Source organism: Sphingomonas sp. S-NIH.Pt15_0812, assembly GCF_003951315.1.
Classification (GTDB): Bacteria; Pseudomonadota; Alphaproteobacteria; order Sphingomonadales; family Sphingomonadaceae; genus Sphingomonas.
In genome coordinates, this window is sequence record NZ_QLJH01000009.1 from 38979 (window position 1) to 54454 (window position 15476).

General features: G+C 60.4%; 12 protein-coding genes, 1 pseudogene and 1 riboswitch. Of the genes and pseudogenes, 2 read left to right on the plus strand and 11 right to left on the minus strand.

Annotated elements, in window-relative coordinates:
• Positions 1 to 6 precede the first annotated feature (6 nt).
• On the plus strand, positions 7 to 1401 hold the full coding sequence (locus BRX43_RS07900; RefSeq protein WP_226341932.1) for a HAMP domain-containing sensor histidine kinase: 1395 nt from the start codon (positions 7 to 9) through the stop codon (positions 1399 to 1401).
• On the opposite strand, the gene BRX43_RS07905 is transcribed toward BRX43_RS07900, so the two are convergent.
• The 8 genes and pseudogenes from BRX43_RS07905 to BRX43_RS07940 all read right to left on the minus strand — a co-directional run bounded on the left by BRX43_RS07905 (position 1362) and on the right by BRX43_RS07940 (position 10902).
• Positions 1362 to 2156: a protein-L-isoaspartate(D-aspartate) O-methyltransferase gene (locus BRX43_RS07905; RefSeq protein WP_206433150.1), complete on the minus strand. Its 795-nt coding sequence runs from the start codon at positions 2154 to 2156 to the stop codon at positions 1362 to 1364. The genes BRX43_RS07900 and BRX43_RS07905 overlap by 40 nt on opposite strands.
• A gap of 384 nt (positions 2157 to 2540) precedes the next feature.
• Positions 2541 to 4322: a gamma-glutamyltransferase gene (locus tag BRX43_RS07910; protein ID WP_164523561.1), complete on the minus strand. Its 1782-nt coding sequence runs from the start codon at positions 4320 to 4322 to the stop codon at positions 2541 to 2543.
• A gap of 13 nt (positions 4323 to 4335) precedes the next feature.
• Positions 4336 to 4650, minus strand: a complete 315-nt coding sequence (locus BRX43_RS07915; protein WP_125994317.1) for a transcriptional regulator — start codon at positions 4648 to 4650, stop codon at positions 4336 to 4338.
• 1 nt (position 4651) lies between these two features.
• A complete protein-coding gene (locus tag BRX43_RS07920; protein ID WP_125994318.1) occupies positions 4652 to 5212 on the minus strand; it encodes a hypothetical protein in 561 nt (186 codons plus the stop codon).
• 2500 nt (positions 5213 to 7712) lie between these two features.
• A pseudogene (locus tag BRX43_RS07925) lies at positions 7713 to 8129 on the minus strand (GNAT family N-acetyltransferase); the annotation flags it as partial.
• Between the two features lie 109 nt (positions 8130 to 8238).
• Entirely contained in the window at positions 8239 to 8817 is a 579-nt protein-coding gene (locus BRX43_RS07930) for a hypothetical protein (protein ID WP_125994320.1), read from the minus strand.
• 67 nt (positions 8818 to 8884) lie between these two features.
• Positions 8885 to 9331, minus strand: a complete 447-nt coding sequence (locus BRX43_RS07935; RefSeq protein WP_125994321.1) for an energy transducer TonB — start codon at positions 9329 to 9331, stop codon at positions 8885 to 8887.
• Between the two features lie 830 nt (positions 9332 to 10161).
• Positions 10162 to 10902, minus strand: coding sequence for an SDR family oxidoreductase (locus BRX43_RS07940; protein ID WP_125994322.1), 741 nt, complete (start codon positions 10900 to 10902; stop codon positions 10162 to 10164).
• 902 nt (positions 10903 to 11804) lie between these two features.
• On the opposite strand from BRX43_RS07940, the gene BRX43_RS07950 reads away from it, so the two are divergent.
• Positions 11805 to 12976, plus strand: a protein-coding gene (locus BRX43_RS07950) for an IS3 family transposase (RefSeq protein WP_125994323.1) whose coding sequence is annotated in 2 segments (ribosomal slippage) — positions 11805 to 12069 and positions 12069 to 12976 — 1173 coding nt in all. Because the reading frame shifts where the segments join, the coding sequence is not laid out codon by codon here.
• Positions 12977 to 13007: 31 nt separating this feature from the next.
• Here the strand turns inward: BRX43_RS07950 and BRX43_RS20515 are convergent.
• The 3 genes from BRX43_RS20515 to BRX43_RS07960 all read right to left on the minus strand — a co-directional run bounded on the left by BRX43_RS20515 (position 13008) and on the right by BRX43_RS07960 (position 15301).
• Positions 13008 to 13163 carry a hypothetical protein gene (locus BRX43_RS20515; RefSeq protein ID WP_206433159.1) on the minus strand — a complete coding sequence of 52 codons (156 nt, stop codon included), beginning with the start codon at positions 13161 to 13163 and terminating at the stop codon, positions 13008 to 13010.
• Positions 13164 to 13533: 370 nt separating this feature from the next.
• Complete coding sequence (locus BRX43_RS07955) at positions 13534 to 13986, minus strand: DUF190 domain-containing protein (protein ID WP_241214846.1); 453 nt, start codon at positions 13984 to 13986, stop codon at positions 13534 to 13536.
• On the minus strand, positions 13943 to 15301 hold the full coding sequence (locus tag BRX43_RS07960; RefSeq protein WP_125994324.1) for a voltage-gated chloride channel family protein: 1359 nt from the start codon (positions 15299 to 15301) through the stop codon (positions 13943 to 13945). Before BRX43_RS07960 ends, BRX43_RS07955 begins: the two co-directional genes overlap by 44 nt.
• A 23-nt stretch (positions 15302 to 15324) precedes the next feature.
• A riboswitch (Fluoride riboswitch) is annotated at positions 15325 to 15401 on the minus strand.
• Positions 15402 to 15476: the final 75 nt, after the last annotated feature.

Consider the following 15476-nt stretch of genomic DNA (forward strand, 5'->3'; position numbering starts at 1 on the left):
TCGTTCATGCCGGCCGCATTCGGAAGCGCGGCCTTTCGCTTCGCGCTGATGCTGGCGGTCGTCGTGGCGCTCGGCGCAGGCGCCCTGTTGTTCACCGTGGAGCGGCAGGTCGGTTATTTCGCCCGAGAAGCCAGCGATGGGATGCTGCGAGCAGAATCGTCGGTCCTGGCCGCGGAATATGCCCAGCTGGGTCTCTCGGGACTGACGGATGCCATCGCGCGGCACCGGGGAAGCGACGCTGATCCGCCCTATCGATATCTCCTGACCGACAAAACGGGACACCGACTGTCCGGCGACCTGCCGCTGCAAGCCGCCAGGATCGGTCAAGGAAGCGTTGCGGTGCCCGAGGATTTCGACGGCTCGCGACACGTCGAACGTCTCGCGACGCAAGTAACGCAGCTGCCCGACGGATTGCTGCTCGTCGTGGCGACCGACAGCTTCGACGTGCAGCAATTGCGGCACCGCCTCGGACGCTTCACGATCTGGAGCGGCATCGCCATCGCCGCCTTTGCATTGATCGGCGGGTATCTGGTGGGGCGCGTCTTCCTGCGTCGGCTCGCAACAGTCAATCGCGCCATCGACCGGATCATCGATGGGGACGGCGCGGAAAGGCTGCCGATGATCGGGTTCGGTCCGGAGTTCGACGACCTCACCCGGAACCTCAATCGCATGCTCGAGCGGAAGGCCGCTGCGATGGAGGCTTTGCGGCAGGTGTCGACGGATATCGCGCACGATCTGCGCACGCCACTCACCCGGCTCCATCAGCGGCTCGAACGACTGCAGGTGGCAGGTGCCGGCGATCCCGACAGTATCGATGCGGCCGTGAAGCAGACCAACGGACTGCTCGCGACGTTCGAGGCCCTGCTGCGGATCGGGTCGATCGAGGGAGGTGTCGGGCGACGTCGTTTCGCGACCGTCGACCTGACCGAACTGCTAGACCGTATCCATGCGGCCTATGTGCCCGTGGTCGAGGACTCCGGGCAGACGTTCATTGCCAACCATAGCGCAGGGGTCACAGTCACCGGCGACCCTGACCTTCTCGCGCAGCTATTCACCAACCTGATCGAGAACGCGATCGTCCACACCCCGGGTGGAACGCGCATCGTTTCCCACCTGCGCACCGTCGGCACCGAAGCCGTGGCGGAGATATGCGACAACGGTCCCGGTATCCCCTTCGATGAACGCGAGAAGGTGTTTCGACGCTTCTACCGGCGGGATGCCAGTCGCAGCACGGAAGGCGCGGGTCTTGGCTTGGCGCTAGTATCAGCCATCGCCGCCCTCCATCAAGCGAAGTGCACCATCCCGGGCGGCCCAGAGGGCTTGTGTGTGCGGATCGCCTTCCGTCTGCCTTCTGCGATCGATCAGGTAACCGACGCCCCGAAGCACCATGGCTTACCGTGATCGCCGATGCCTGGACGATCGGGAGCATACCCACGGCCCGTAAGGGGCACGAACATTGCCCAGCCTAGAGAACATGCGACGGCGCTACCGTCAGCCTGCTTCGTGAAGACCTCCAGCCGCTCGGTCGCCGTGGAGGGGCCGATCGGCATCACCAGGCGCCCGCCGGTCCGCAACTGATCGAGCAGCGGGGCCGGAACGCTCGCGGAACCCGCAGTGACGATCACCGCGTCGAACGGCGCGCGCTCGGGCCAGCCTGCGAAGCCGTCCCCGACGCGGGCGTGGACCTCTCTATAGCCGCGCCGACGCAACGCCCTGGCCGCTTGGCGTGCCAGCTGCGGGACGATTTCGATCGTGTATACCTCTGCACCCAACTCGGCGAGGATCGCGGCCTGATAGCCGGAGCCCGTCCCGACCTCCAGAACGCGGGACCCGCGCTGCACTTGCGCCGCGGCCGTCATGATCGCCATGACGTAAGGATCAGAAATCGTCTGCTGCCACCCGATTTCCAACGGTGCCCCGATATAGGCTCGCGGTCTGGCGGCGCGGGGCACGAAATCCTCACGCGGAAGCTTTGCCTCCACCGCGACTGCCGCCTGGAAAAAGCGGTCATCTCGCAGTGCCGGAACGTCGGCGGCCGCTGCCTTGATCGAGCCGATCATTCGCGCACGCTCACCTGCCCGGTCCGGAGCGGCGGATCCGATAGTCGCCGCAGCGGCCAACAGGTAAACCAGGCCAAGAGAAATCTTCTTCAGCACGCCGATTACGGCTCCATCGGAAACTGCCGGCTCACCAACGATACTACCTGGCGATGCTGGCTTGCTGACGTGCTTACGCCTACGAGATTACCTGACGATCGCAGTGGCTATGAGATTTGCCAATGTTGGAAGGCTCACCGATCAGTGCGTCGCCGTGACCGCGCGATGCATTCTCAATTGGGAACGACCAACGAGACGGCCGGCGCCGTCTCGTTTGGGATCGTTTTAGAGAACGTTGGAAAGCGCCCAGAACCCGACATTCAGGTTGATGCTGGCTGCGTCTGAAACTTGCCATCCGTTCCGGGAAATGCGTTCATGCAGAACGCATAAGGTGAGGTACGGAAGCGGGAGCTGTCGATCCCTCCCGTTTCGCCAGTTGAAAGCCTATTGAGCCTCGGCAAATTCGAGCACCTGCGGAGCTTCAGCACCCGCACGTGCATCATCAGATCGTATGATGCCCAGCGCAAGCGTACCCCGCAGCATCATGGTGCGTTGAAGGTCGACCTCACGAACGGAAATGCCGGTCGATCGGACGCGCGCAAGAAACGCCTGGGAGTACCGCCCCGCTGGCACGAGTTCGTCGCGAGCGAGCACCGGCCCGGTCATCTGCTCGTAGTTGAGGAGCATCGGCGGTGCTGCGAGCAAGGTGGCGGGATCGGCCTTACCGTGGATCAGCCCGTCCATGACGCGTACCGCCTCCTGCACCTCCGAACTTCCAATCGTCGCGACGGCGAAGACGGGCTTGCCCGCCCTGATCGCGATCAATGGCGCCATGTCGCTTGGAACGCGACCACCGGCCGGGAGGCGGATCAGCGCGTTGCGGTACAATCCTGCCGGGGCGGGGATCGGTACGCCTTCCACGACCAGCCCGGTATCGCCCCACAACGGCGTGTTGCTCGAATGCACGAGAGCAGCGACATTGCCCCAGCGATCGATCGCCACGACTGAGGCGCTATGATGGCCGACCGCCGGCGGTGCGTTCCCACCTAGTAGCGTCTTGAGCTTCCCTGCGGCGGACGCCCCGAACTCAGGTGTCAGTCGTGATGGGCAATCAGCCCCGGTTCCTAGTTGCTGTTGGACGGCAGCTCCTGCGTCGGTAGACCAGCCGAGGACCGTCGCTAGCCGAAGCGTGAGAGCAGTGGTTCGGAACGACTGCGAATCCTCCCAGTACGGTTTCTCGGGTCCAGCATGGTTCAACACGTTCAGCGCCGTCAGCATGGAGCATCCGGCGGTGTTTGTCTCACCCGGCGAGAGCACGTTCACATCACCGATGTGCAGGTCAAGCGGCGACGTCCAGCGGACTCGATAGTCAGCGAGGTCTGCCATCGTAGCATTCCCACCGGCAGCGTTGACCGCAGACACGAAGTGCTCAGCCCAGCGACCTTGATACATCTCCGATGAACCGTGTGCTTGGATGCGTTTCAGGAGTTGCACTAGTTGTGGCGACGCGTACCGGTCACCCAGCTTCGTCTGATGAGCACCGTCCGGCATGAGGAAGCGTCGCCCCTCCGGAGTTTGCGAGAGGCTTCCCGCCGCCATAGGGAAGTAAGCGGCCGTGAGCGGCGTGACGGGTACGCCTCGCTTGGCGTAGAAGATCGACGGCGCCAGCAATCGGCCAAAAGGTAGTCTACCGAAGCGGGCATGCATGGCCGACATGCCCGCCATGAAGCCGGGCACTAGCGTCTTGCGCCCTGCCGCTCCGGACGCATCGACCGCGGCACCGGTTAGTGCACTCAAGTCGGTGCTTGGGATAGTTGCCGGCGATCTCTCGCCCTTCCACCCGTTCCAGCCGGCGTCCATCGCGTAGACCTGATGCGTCTTCGCGTCATAGTAGACCAGCTGAGCAACCCCGGCGAAGGACACGTTCGCGCCGAGCATGGTCGTGATCTGCGTAAACGCAGTCGCCACTGCGGCATCGGCAGCCGTCCCGCCAGCCCTCAGCACCTCGACGCCGGCATGGACGGCGATCGGTGACGCAGTCGCGGATACGAGCCCCTTCGAACTGCTCGCATTTGCGGCCGCGCTGGGGAAGATGGCTGCCTCGCGCTGCTCCAGCCGTTCCCGGTCGGCAGCGGTCCATGTGGCTGGCGATTGCGCTGCCGTAGATGCCGCCGTTGCCAGCGCAAGCGTTCCCATTAGCGCCCGAAGGCACTTTGATTTGCTCATCTCCATCATCCTCTCAGTTCGCGGAAGGGTCGGGCTCCGCTGCCTCAATGATCTCGCGCAGGTAGTTGGTGTGGTTCCGGAACGCGCTGGCGCCGGCGGGTGTGATGTGCAGGCGTGTGCGAGGCTTGCGACCGGCTAGTTGCTTTTCGACGGAGAGATAGCCGGCGTTCTCCAGCGTCGTCAGATGACTTCCCAAGTTGCCGTCGGTGGCCTGAAGCAGCGCCTTCAGCTTAGCGAAATCGAGGGGTTCGAGATCGCGGGCGGCATACAGCGCGGCCATGATCCGCAGCCGGAGCGACTGATGGATAATCTCGTCGGGCGCCGCCATGTCACACCGTTCGCAACCAGACGCCGCCGAGCATCAGCCCTCCGCCGCCGGCCAGCGCGATGCAGAACGGAAGGTAAGATCCCGCGAAGAAGTATGCGCTCATGCTCACCACGAACATGCCTGCGCCTATCCAGCCGAGCCGTGGCCATCCGTAGACGCCGATGACAACGTAGATGAGTGCGGTGACCAGAGCGGGGAAGACCAGATAGGGCGCGAGCGTTGCGGGCTGGAACACGAGGTAGACCGCCAAGAAGAACAGCGCGATCGAGACCGCCATCACCAGTGATTTGATGGGTGTGGCGCCGAAACGTACGTCGCGGGTGCGTGCTCGCCGGCCGAGCACCGTTGCGCCGACAGCGCCCGCGAGGACCAGTGGGAGCCAGACCAGACTCAGGGACCGCGGATCGACTAGTCCGGTGAAGGTGTACCCGACCAGCCATACCGCTCCCCACAGGATGAGGTGAGGACCGGCCATCGCGTAACCGCCGGCCGTCCGCGTCCGCCGCCCGACCGCATCCGCTTCGCTCAGCGATGCAGCCGCTTCCGCCTTCGAGATCATCACCAGTTCTCCTCTGCCACACAGAGTAGACTTCCCGCTTACTCTGTCAAGCAGAGTCGATCTGCTGATCTGGTTTCCTGCGGCTGCGCTCACGCCAGCGGTCAGAGAGGTTTGCACCGGAACCGCTCCTACAGTTCGCGGCGAGGCGGTCGACGCACCCGAGGGCTTTCCTATGGTCGTAACAGCAGCGACTAGAGGTCGACCATTGTGCCTGCTCTCAGGGCTTCAGTCCGGAATGCTGACCCCGGCAGACCCCAAAGTAGCCGGCCGCTCATCACTACCTCTGGCCATTCCTGAAACAGCATCCCAATGGGGATGACCCGACCTTCTCGATCGCCGTCCGTTTGTGGGAAGGGTAATCGGACCGCCTTTGCGCAGATTTAAGACGTTTGGCTCGATTGGAGGCGAACCCGGAACCGAGACAGAAGCGGAACGACTCAATCTCCGGGTAGAGGTTTCGGCTCATGAAATGCTGACGGTTGACAGGTAGCTCTTGCGCTTCGTTTCACCGTTCCTAGAACTTGGATAACCTGATCGTCGGCAAGAAGTCTGCTCTTGCGGCTAAAGGTAGTCAGTCTGGTCTGGCTGCCTGCATGTACATCGGCCAGCTTGATTGGGTCTGACAACCGATCTCTAATTGCATACGTCTGCTCTGGCTTACATTCCGCGTAGCAGTAATAGCCCGACTTAAGGTCCATGCTAAACGTCAGCGAATAGGGCACGGTCTTGGGTGCGCCTGTACCCGCTTCGATTGTTTCCGTCCCGCTGCATGTCTCACCGATGCGGTCTTGCCCGAAGGCTGGGGTCGATAGGAGAACCGCTAAAACTAGACCAGCTACCAAGCGCGTCATTGCACTGTCCTCGCCACGACATTGATGGTGCGTCTTACCTGCGTCACCGCTGTATCCGTTAATAACAACTTAGTCATCTATGACGGCGGCATCGCTTACCATCATCGAAGCCCCATCCATTCCCAATCAACGATCCAAATGGGAATGCCCTGGCCGTCTCGCTCGCGGTTCCTAATCAGAAAGGCGAGACGTTATGCCTGTAATATGCTACGGCAATGCGTAGAGGAGCCGGTGTATGGGTATGCTGGTGGTTTCGGCAGTTTTTGTCGTGATAATCGCCGTCTTGGCTTGCCGCGCGAATATGCGATTCCGTAGCGAAAGCCGACTTCCCATGCAGTGGGGGATCACAGGGGCGGTAAACTGGTCCGCACCTCGATCTGTCGCACTTGCCTTCATGCCGATACTGGCGACTGTGGTTCTTGGCTTTCAGGTACTCATGGCAATGAATGTTCCTACCCGAGCCGGGCAGGAGGCGCTTGTGTTTCCCGTGTTGGTCGGAACCGGTGTGACACTTGTCGCGGTCCAGCTTCTGCATTTTTGGTTGATCGATAGGACGTTACGAAGCAAGGCCGGGTAGGTCTTGCTCGCTGGTCAGGTCGCCGTTCCTGATCAATCATCGTTCCTAGGAATGCTGGCGACTACGGATGCACCTAGTAGCGGACACCAGCGCAAGTGGTACATACTGGGGCAGCAACGATGTCGGAGGTCTAGAATGACGAAAGCAGATCGCTTGTGCATCAAGATCGCGCTAGTGCCGACCGCGACATTCGTCGTGGGCCTCCTCAGTTTCATGGCCCTGCGAACGGCGAGCGGCACCAGCCCACTTCCCGCTGGTGCTACTCAATACGTTACTAGCGCAAGCCTTCTGGTGACATTCGGCGCTATCCTGGCCGCCAACCTTTTGCGTGTCAGGCTCAACCGCTAAAGCTGCCTGCTTTCACAGCACGTTCGGCATTCCCGTAATTCGATCCCAATTGGGGACCTGCGCGACCCTCGCGCCGCTTGCTGGCTCGCTGGCCACCCTTTAGGGATGGATGGTCCGTTTGGAGCCGTTCGTGATTAAATCGTCTATCGCGTATCCAATCGCAGTTGGCGTCTCAATCTTTCTGGTTTTGATATTTCTAGACGCGCTGCACATTGGCGAAAACTCGCTTTGGCGAGCGGGGTTAGTGGGCGCGCTTTGTAGCATTGCCGTCCTTTGGGCCGGATCGAAGACGACCCGAAAATCAACCCGCTAGCTCTTTCCAAAATACTTTCCCTTTCGAGAATGTCGTATCACGGCTTAGCGGTATTTAGTCCGCTGTTGGCTTCCGCACGAAGTCAAGGCCTACCTTCCCGAAGAAGTCAAAGGACCGCGTTACGTGCAAAACAAGGTTAAAATCTTCTGTTGCTGCGTTATGCTGATCGGGGCGCTCCTGATAGAAGTGATGAGCATCGTTGGTCGGCAGCACGATCCTCTCCGGCAGGGGGTGGCGATTTTCGCAGGTATTCTGGCCGTGAGCTTACTGCGGGCCGAGTTTCGTAAGCCGGTTGCGCGGGGTGGTTGAGAGATATCCTCTCAACATCGCGTACCCCTGAACACGCCCTCACCGCTGATTGGGTGTTCCGGCAAATCCTATTTCTCGATCCCATTGGGAAGCTGCCGGAGCCGGTTACAGGGATAGACGATAGCGCCGCATGTGGAGGTCGCCCCGTGCATATAGGTCGCTGTCGACCGGGACTGCTAATGTTCCCTCAAAGCTGGCTCCGGCCTTTTCCAACGTGCGGCAAGAGGCAGTATTGTCCGGCCGAACGGTGACCCAGATTTCGTCAAAACCGTGGTTCCGAGCGATCGGCCCCAATGCCGCCAGCGCCTGGCTCGCATAGCCGTGCCCTCGATGTTCCGGCTCGACCTTGTATCCCACATGCCCGCCATACAGGCGCATGTAGTCAGTATTGCCGAGGCGAAGTTGGATCGTGCCAACCACTTCGCCGCCAGCAATTATGTCGTAGAACTCGGCCGGTGCCCAACCACGCTCCGGGTCAGCCTCCGTCACCTTCTGCAACCTCAACGTGACCGCCATAAACGCCTCTGCTACCGCACAGCCTTCATGTTTTCGGCCATATTGCTTACGTCGGTCGCTTTCATTCTCTTTCCTGAAACTCGATGGTCAATTGGGAATACAGTGCTTCTAAGCGTTAGATGTGACGTGGCGTATTCTCACCAACCCATCGGGGATCGGCCGAGTTACAGTGAACAAGCGCATCGGGCGTATTCCACCCTGACGGTTCGACGATGCCGACGGCCCCGCCGCGCCGCAGTTCGCTAACACGGTAGCAGAGGTTCGGTGGGGTTAGCGTACCCGCATAATACGCGTGGTAATCTCCGGTCGATAGAGGAAGGCCCCAAGTGCGCAGCCCGTAAGGACTGACCCACGCATGGTATCCTCCACGACCCCGTATCGAGATTGACGGCACCGCGTACAGCATATTGCGCGTCTCATGCGGCAGATAGACGAGCTCATAATAGCTATAAAACTGCTCACCGCTGAATGATGCCATCATGCCACAGATTGCAGCGATGCCGAACCCGAATATTCCGACTAATATACCTAGGCCGGCATAAGCGACCTTCCAATTCCCCCACATGAAGAAGCCGAAGAAGGCAAAATACGAAAGCGTCGCAGATATGCCAACGTACCAGTGCAAAAAGGACTTATTGACCGGAGTGAAGAGGTGAGGCGGATCGAAGAACGGCAACTGGGGCGCTGCGAACATCGCGACTATGGTCAGCCCAAAAATCGCACGCGGCACCCCTATGAATTTCAACGTGTCCCTTAATGGCTCAGCCACGGGGATTGCCCAGAAGGGACACAGGCATCGTCGATGGACCGACTTCTAGAAGCGGAGGACCACCCGATGGCGCGCCAATACCGTTAATTCTCCATTTGACGTCGCTCACAACGTAGCTGCTAGCGACCGGTCGACGTCGCGCGTCCTTTGCAGGCGTGAAACGCCCACGGCGAACAGCCAACATGCAAGTAGCGCGATCGAGCAAAGGGTGTCCGCTGCCATGAGTGACATGGCAGCCCACGACCTTTCCTTCCGGATCAATCGACAGCATCACGGAAACATCGCCCTCCTCTGCACCGCGCATTGATGCAGGAGGATAGTCATCAGTGTGAAACCACTGTTTCAAGGGAATCAGCGGCACTGCGGGAAGCACAGCCGTTTGCGCAAATGCCGCTTGGGAAAGCAGCGTCATCACTGCGGCGAGAAAATATGGCTTCATAGAGCATCCCTCACACGACCTGCGGCGGTGAAGTATACGATCGGACTTACAGTCGCATTACGAGCGGATGAATTCCACCAGCGGCCTCCGTGCCTACGGCCCTTCACACTTACAGCATATTCCCGATAGGTAACGGCCGGTGAGACAGCCGGGCCATTCCCGTTGGGATGGTTGACCGGGAGTGAGCGCGGTGATGCTTCCTCTGGTCTACTGTCTGCGCGGCCCTTATCCATGCCGTGTCGCGACCCTAGGTCGCTGTTACGAGATTGCTCATCCGATAGCATTCAGGGATGCAATCCGAGAATACAGCCTTATAGGCTCTTGTTCGGCTGTTCGGTTAAGGCCGAGATCACACATGAGACTTGTATGACAAGCGACGATTTTGAGATACTGCTTGATTGTATGATCGCATCGATCGCGCTTTCTGCGGCGATTTATAGTTTATCATTCCTCCAATCATACGTATCGTTTATTGGCGGCGCGCTTGTAAGTGCATTTATATTCAATACGAGAAATCATAATCTATCCGACAATATCGGACTTGACCTCAAGAACGCTCACTACCTCATCATACCAGCGCTAGTCCTGAGCATAATTTGGCTCGGCGCCTTGAACGTAAAGGAATCTCAATCCTCCTGGCCTGTTATTGCTGGCCTAGCGTGTGCCACGCTGTACATTAAGGATGCTCTCCGAATTTATCAAAAACGACGATGACGGCATTCTCAATTTTTCCCACAAGTGAACGACCAACGAGACGGCCGGCGCCGTCTCGTTTGGGATGCTCAAACGGGAAAGCCGGTCCGGCAGATACCGCTCTGGCCAGCGACTGTTCACGCGCTCCAACCACCGTCGATATTGTAGGTCGCGCCGGTTACGAACCCCGCCTCGGGCGAAGTCAGGTAGGCGACAAGACTCGCAACCTCATCTGGCGTGCCATGTCGGGGGATAGCAAGCGGGCTTCGATTTGCGACGGCGTTTGGTCCATCTGCGGGGTTGCGCTCGGTGTCTATTGGCCCCGGCTGCACTAGGTTCGCGGTGATGCCCCGCTCGCCCAAGTCGCGAGCTAGGCCGCGTGTCATCCCTCCCAGCGCAGCTTTGCTTGCCGCGTACACCGTGCCGCCAGCGCCGGGCATTCTATCTGCCACGATGCTTCCGATCGTGACGATCCGCCCGCCCTCCGTCATCAATTCTGCCGCCCTCTTCGCAGCAAGGAAAGGCGCTCTGACGTTGAGCGCAAACGAGCGGTCGAATGCATCGTCTGGGTAAGCCGAAAGCGGACCTACAATCGCCGTCCCTGCCACGCTCACCAGAATATCGAGACGGCCGAAATGCTTGGCGATCCGGTCCATCGCGTCGTTGAGCGCCTCGGCATCGCTAACGTCCGCCTGCACCATCAAGGCATGATGGCCTGCCGAACGCAATTTATCCGAGAGACGCTCGGCGTCACCCGACCGGCTTAGGAATGTTGCCCCAACCGACGCGCCATCAGCCGCCAACCTTCGGGTGATTGCCGCACCAATGCCGCGCGTTCCGCCGATGACAATGGCAACCTTCCCGTCGTGAACTCGCATGGTTTTCCCTCGGCGAACGTCTTGGCGAAGTTTTAGGGTAGCCACATCGCGGGAGCTGTCACAACGGCGCCGTTCGATCTTCTCACAAACGAAGGGCGAGAGATTGGCGGGCGTCGACCGGTGAGCTTCCTTTCACCTCAAGTACGGCGCTTTCCCAAAATCCGTTCCCAAAACCATTTTCCCGAAATTGCCCTACGGACATGGAGTTTCGGGAAAGGCAGAATGGCCACGATAGGTCTTGGCCAAAAGCTCCATCTGACGATCCCCCCTGCCCGCCCCTCCCGCAGACTGCTGCCTTGGCTGACCCGATCCCGGTGCCTTTTGGGTATGCCCTCAAGGCACCACAAAGCCCCGGTCTCTTTTCCGTGCAAATTTGACTTTATCGAAACAGCACCGAATCTGCTCTCAGTCCTTTTAGATTCTAGAACTATAGAGGACCATCGAGCACCCAGGCTATCAGTACCGCGTCTGGTAGGCGACCGTCACAAACTGCCTCCACTGAGTAGCCTTTTCACCCGCTCTCAGCCACGTCATAGCACGATCGGAAATGCGACGGATCGCAGCGCCAGCAGACATTGATGCCTCGCGAGGTGTCGCGTTTCTGGTGCCGTCGGCTGATAACGAAAGGGCTTTGTGGCTGTACTATTCACGCAACGATCGGGAACACCGACGCGCCGCGATCCACCGTTCGTGATGAGGTTCGCTCGACTGGGATTTGCGATCCTCGCCTTGTCGGTGTTGTCGGGCTGCGCGGCACTCGACCACGGTATCCTCAACGCGCAGGGGCCTGTTGCCAGTCACGAACGGCACCTGCTGCTGGTCGTGTCGGGTATCCTGTTTGAGCTGCCCCCCTGTGAGTGGTCCATCGACTATGACAGTCTGGACCAAGGAAGGGACGACGAATGCCTGCCAAGAAGCACAAGCCCGAGGAAATCATCGGGAAGCTGCGCGAGGTTGAGATCATGCTGGGTCAGGGCGGCACGACCGCCGAGGCCTGCCGGCGGATCGCCGTCAGCGAGCAGACTTACTATCGGTGGCGCAAGGAATATGGCGGCCTGAAGACGGATCAGGCGCGTTGGATGAAGGATCTGGAGAAGGAGAACGCCCGGCTGCGTCGTGCGATCTCGGATCTGACGCTCGACAAGCTGATCCTGCAGGAGGCAGCAAAGGGAAACTTCTGAGCCCCGCACGGCGCCGACGCTGCATCGACCAGGTCCGAGAGGTGCTGGATGTATCCGAGCGACGGGTATGCCGCGTGCTTGGGCAGCACCGGTCGACACAGCGCAAGGTGCCGTGTGGGGCAGATGACGAAGAGGCGCTGACCGAGGATATCATCGCCTTGGCCAGGCAATATGGTCGCTATGGCTATCGCCGAGTGACGGCGCTGCTGCATGCCGCTGGCTGGTCGGTGAACCATAAGCGGGTGGAGCGGATCTGGCGACGGGAAGGACTGAAGGTCCCGCAGAAGCAGCCGAAACGCGGGCGGCTTTGGCTGAACGACGGTTCGTGCATCAGGCTGCGACCGGAATATCCGGGGCATGTCTGGGCCTATGATTTCGTCGAGGGGCGCACCCACGACGGGCGCAAGTTCCGCATCCTGACCCTCATCGACGAGGCCAGCCGGGAATGCCTGGCGCTGGTGGTTGCGCGCCGGCTCAACCATGAAGACGTGCTGGCGGCACTTGCAGAACTGTTCATCGAGCGGGGCCCGCCAGCCCATATCAGGTCTGATAACGGCAGCGAATTCATCGCCACCGCGGTCCAGGCATGGCTCGGGCAGATCGGCGTGAAAACGCTCTACATCGCGCCCGGTTCGCCATGGGAGAACGGCTATAACGAGAGCTTCAACGGGTCCCTGCTCTACGAACTGCTCAATGGCGAGATCTTCTACAGCCTCGCCGAGGCCAGAGTGCTGATCGAGGCATGGCGGCGCCACTACAACACCGTCCGCCCGCACAGCAGTCTGGGCTACCGTCCGCCGGCCCCGGAAGCAGCCGCGCCGCCACGGTCGGTCTCCGGTTCCGCTTCGCTCCACCTCCGACCGACCGTGGCGGCGGAGACCACAATGCACTAACTATCAACCCGGACTACCCGGTGGGGGCCGCTCAGCTGCGCACGCCGCTTGGGTCGAACTGCAGGAGCAGTCCTGCAAGAAGGCCCGCAAGCAGCACGGCAGCCACGAAGATCGGCATGACCGTCTTCAGGTAATTGAGGGTACCAAAAGTCATAGCGAGATAGGCCGTGGCTGCGATGAAAGGCACGGCTGCGTGAAGAAGCGTGTGGTGACGTGATGGGGCGCCTTGCTCCCCTTTGCGTAGATCGCCAGTGAGGCGAGCGACATGACCGCGAAACCGATCATGAAGACGGTTTGATCCATATAGGCTACCCCTGTTCGAGCTGGCTGATTTCCAACCCCGTCAGGCGCTAACGCAAGTCAGCGAACTTTGAGCCAAGGGGGTAATGATAGCGGAGATCAGCCAATATTTTTCGGATAAGCGACTAACTAAACTTTGGAACCGCCACGACCGGGGCAGTTTGGGAATGCACCGCTGGTGGCCAGTACGCTTGGGGTGAAATGACACCTTCGAATTTGGCAATCGCGCCTCATTGAATTGTTCATGAAAAAGCCAATCAGGATATGTTCCACTCCGTTTTGCGTGTGATCGTCCAATGCTCCAGTTGCTTGTAGACGATCACCTTGTTGCCAAGCAGATCACCATGCCGACGACAGAATAGGTCAAGCTGATCGCGATCGCCGACCAGCTCGACGCAGATCGTCAGATGCGGATCGGCAATCTCCGACCCATTTTCCCGGATCCGGCCGCGATTGCTGAAGCCGTAATGGGTATTTTGCGCGACGGCGTTGATGATGCCGTCCGCCTTCGCGGTGCGGATCAGCTCGCGATAGAGCGGCTTTGCCCCCCAGAAGCGACGCGGGCCGATCTTGTCGGACGGCTTCAGATAGATGCGCAGCATCCCGACGTCGCGGTGATGGACGGTGAAACGGTTGGGCATGACGGGCTTTCGACAGGAAACAGGATCAGGCGCGCGTGCGCCGGTGAGAAGCGCGGTGCGTGCGGGCATCGCGCAGGGTCGCGTCGGGTGTGAGGTGTGCGGCAGGTACCTTTGGCACAGCGACGCGCTGCGACAGGTAGATGCCGTTGTGGCCTGAGCAGAGGTAGGCGACGAAGCACGCGACTGCGATCGGCACGGCATAAGTCGCGCCAAACAGCTCGATTCCCATAAAGGTGCAGGCAAGCGGTGTGTTGGCTGCACCCGCGAACAGCGCGACGAAGCCGATCGCTGCGAATACCCCCGTCGGCACTCCGAACATGGGCGCGAGCGCATTGCCGAGCGCCGCGCCAATGAAGAACAGCGGCGTCACCTCTCCGCCCTTGAAGCCACCGCTCAGGGTGACGACGGTAAAGAGCAGCTTCAGTGCCCAGCTCCACGGGTGCGTATCGGGGCCGAAAAAGCTGGCAATGGTCAGGTTGCCCGGCGTTGCCGCCAGCGTGCCCAGGCCAAGATACTCTCGCGTGTCAAACAGCCAGACCAGCGCGATCACGGCGACACCACCGATAACGGGCCGTAGTGGGCCATAGGGTATCACGCGCTTCAGCCATTCGCCGAGCGCATGGTTGGCCTCTGCAAAGGCCAGCCCAACCAACCCGAATACGACGCCCGCAATGCTAACTTTGGCGACGAGCGACGCGTCGACCGGTATTATCGCATCGACATGGTAGACGCCGTGATGAATGCCCCAAGCAAGACAGGTCCAGTCACCGACCAGCGCCGCGACCAGGCATGGCACCAGCGCGCGATACTCGACCCGACCGATCGCCAGCACCTCCAGTGCAAAGACCGCGCCCGCAATCGGCGTACCGAAGACCGCGCCGAATCCCGCCGCGATGCCGGTCATCAGCAGGATGCGCGTCGCTTCCGCATCCAGCTTGAGCGCGCGTCCAAGCCCGCTGGCAAGACTGCCGCCCAACTGCACGGCGGTGCCTTCACGGCCCGCCGATCCTCCGAACAGATGTGTCACGACCGTGCCGAAGAAGATGAGCGGGGCCATGCGCAGCGGCACACCGCCCCCCGGCTCGTGGATTTGCTCGACGATAAGGTTGTTACCGCCTTCGACCGATCGCCCCGTCAGGTGGTAGAGCAGTCCGACCACGAACCCGCCGATCGGCAGCAGGTAGAGCAGCCAGGGAAAGGCAAAGCGAAGCCGGGTTACGGCATCGAGGCTCCACAAGAAGGCCGCGCAGAGCGTTCCCACCGTTGCGGCCATCGGGACCAGAATCAAAGTCCACCGCAGCACCGACATGGCATGGGTGCGGCGATCGCGAATGAACGCTGCCATGTTGAACTGGTCGTAGAGATTGCGAAACGTCGCGCGCACGATTCCTCCTTGCTGCCTTGCGGCGCCTGGTAGGAATCATCGGCCCTTGCAAGGGCGGTTCGGCCAAATAGCCCGGCGGAAATCCATCGCCGTGCCCGAGCATATGCTGTCCGACGGCGACTTGGTCAACCAACCGCAGGGTTACGATAAGACCATTGTTTTGCTGAGGATCAAT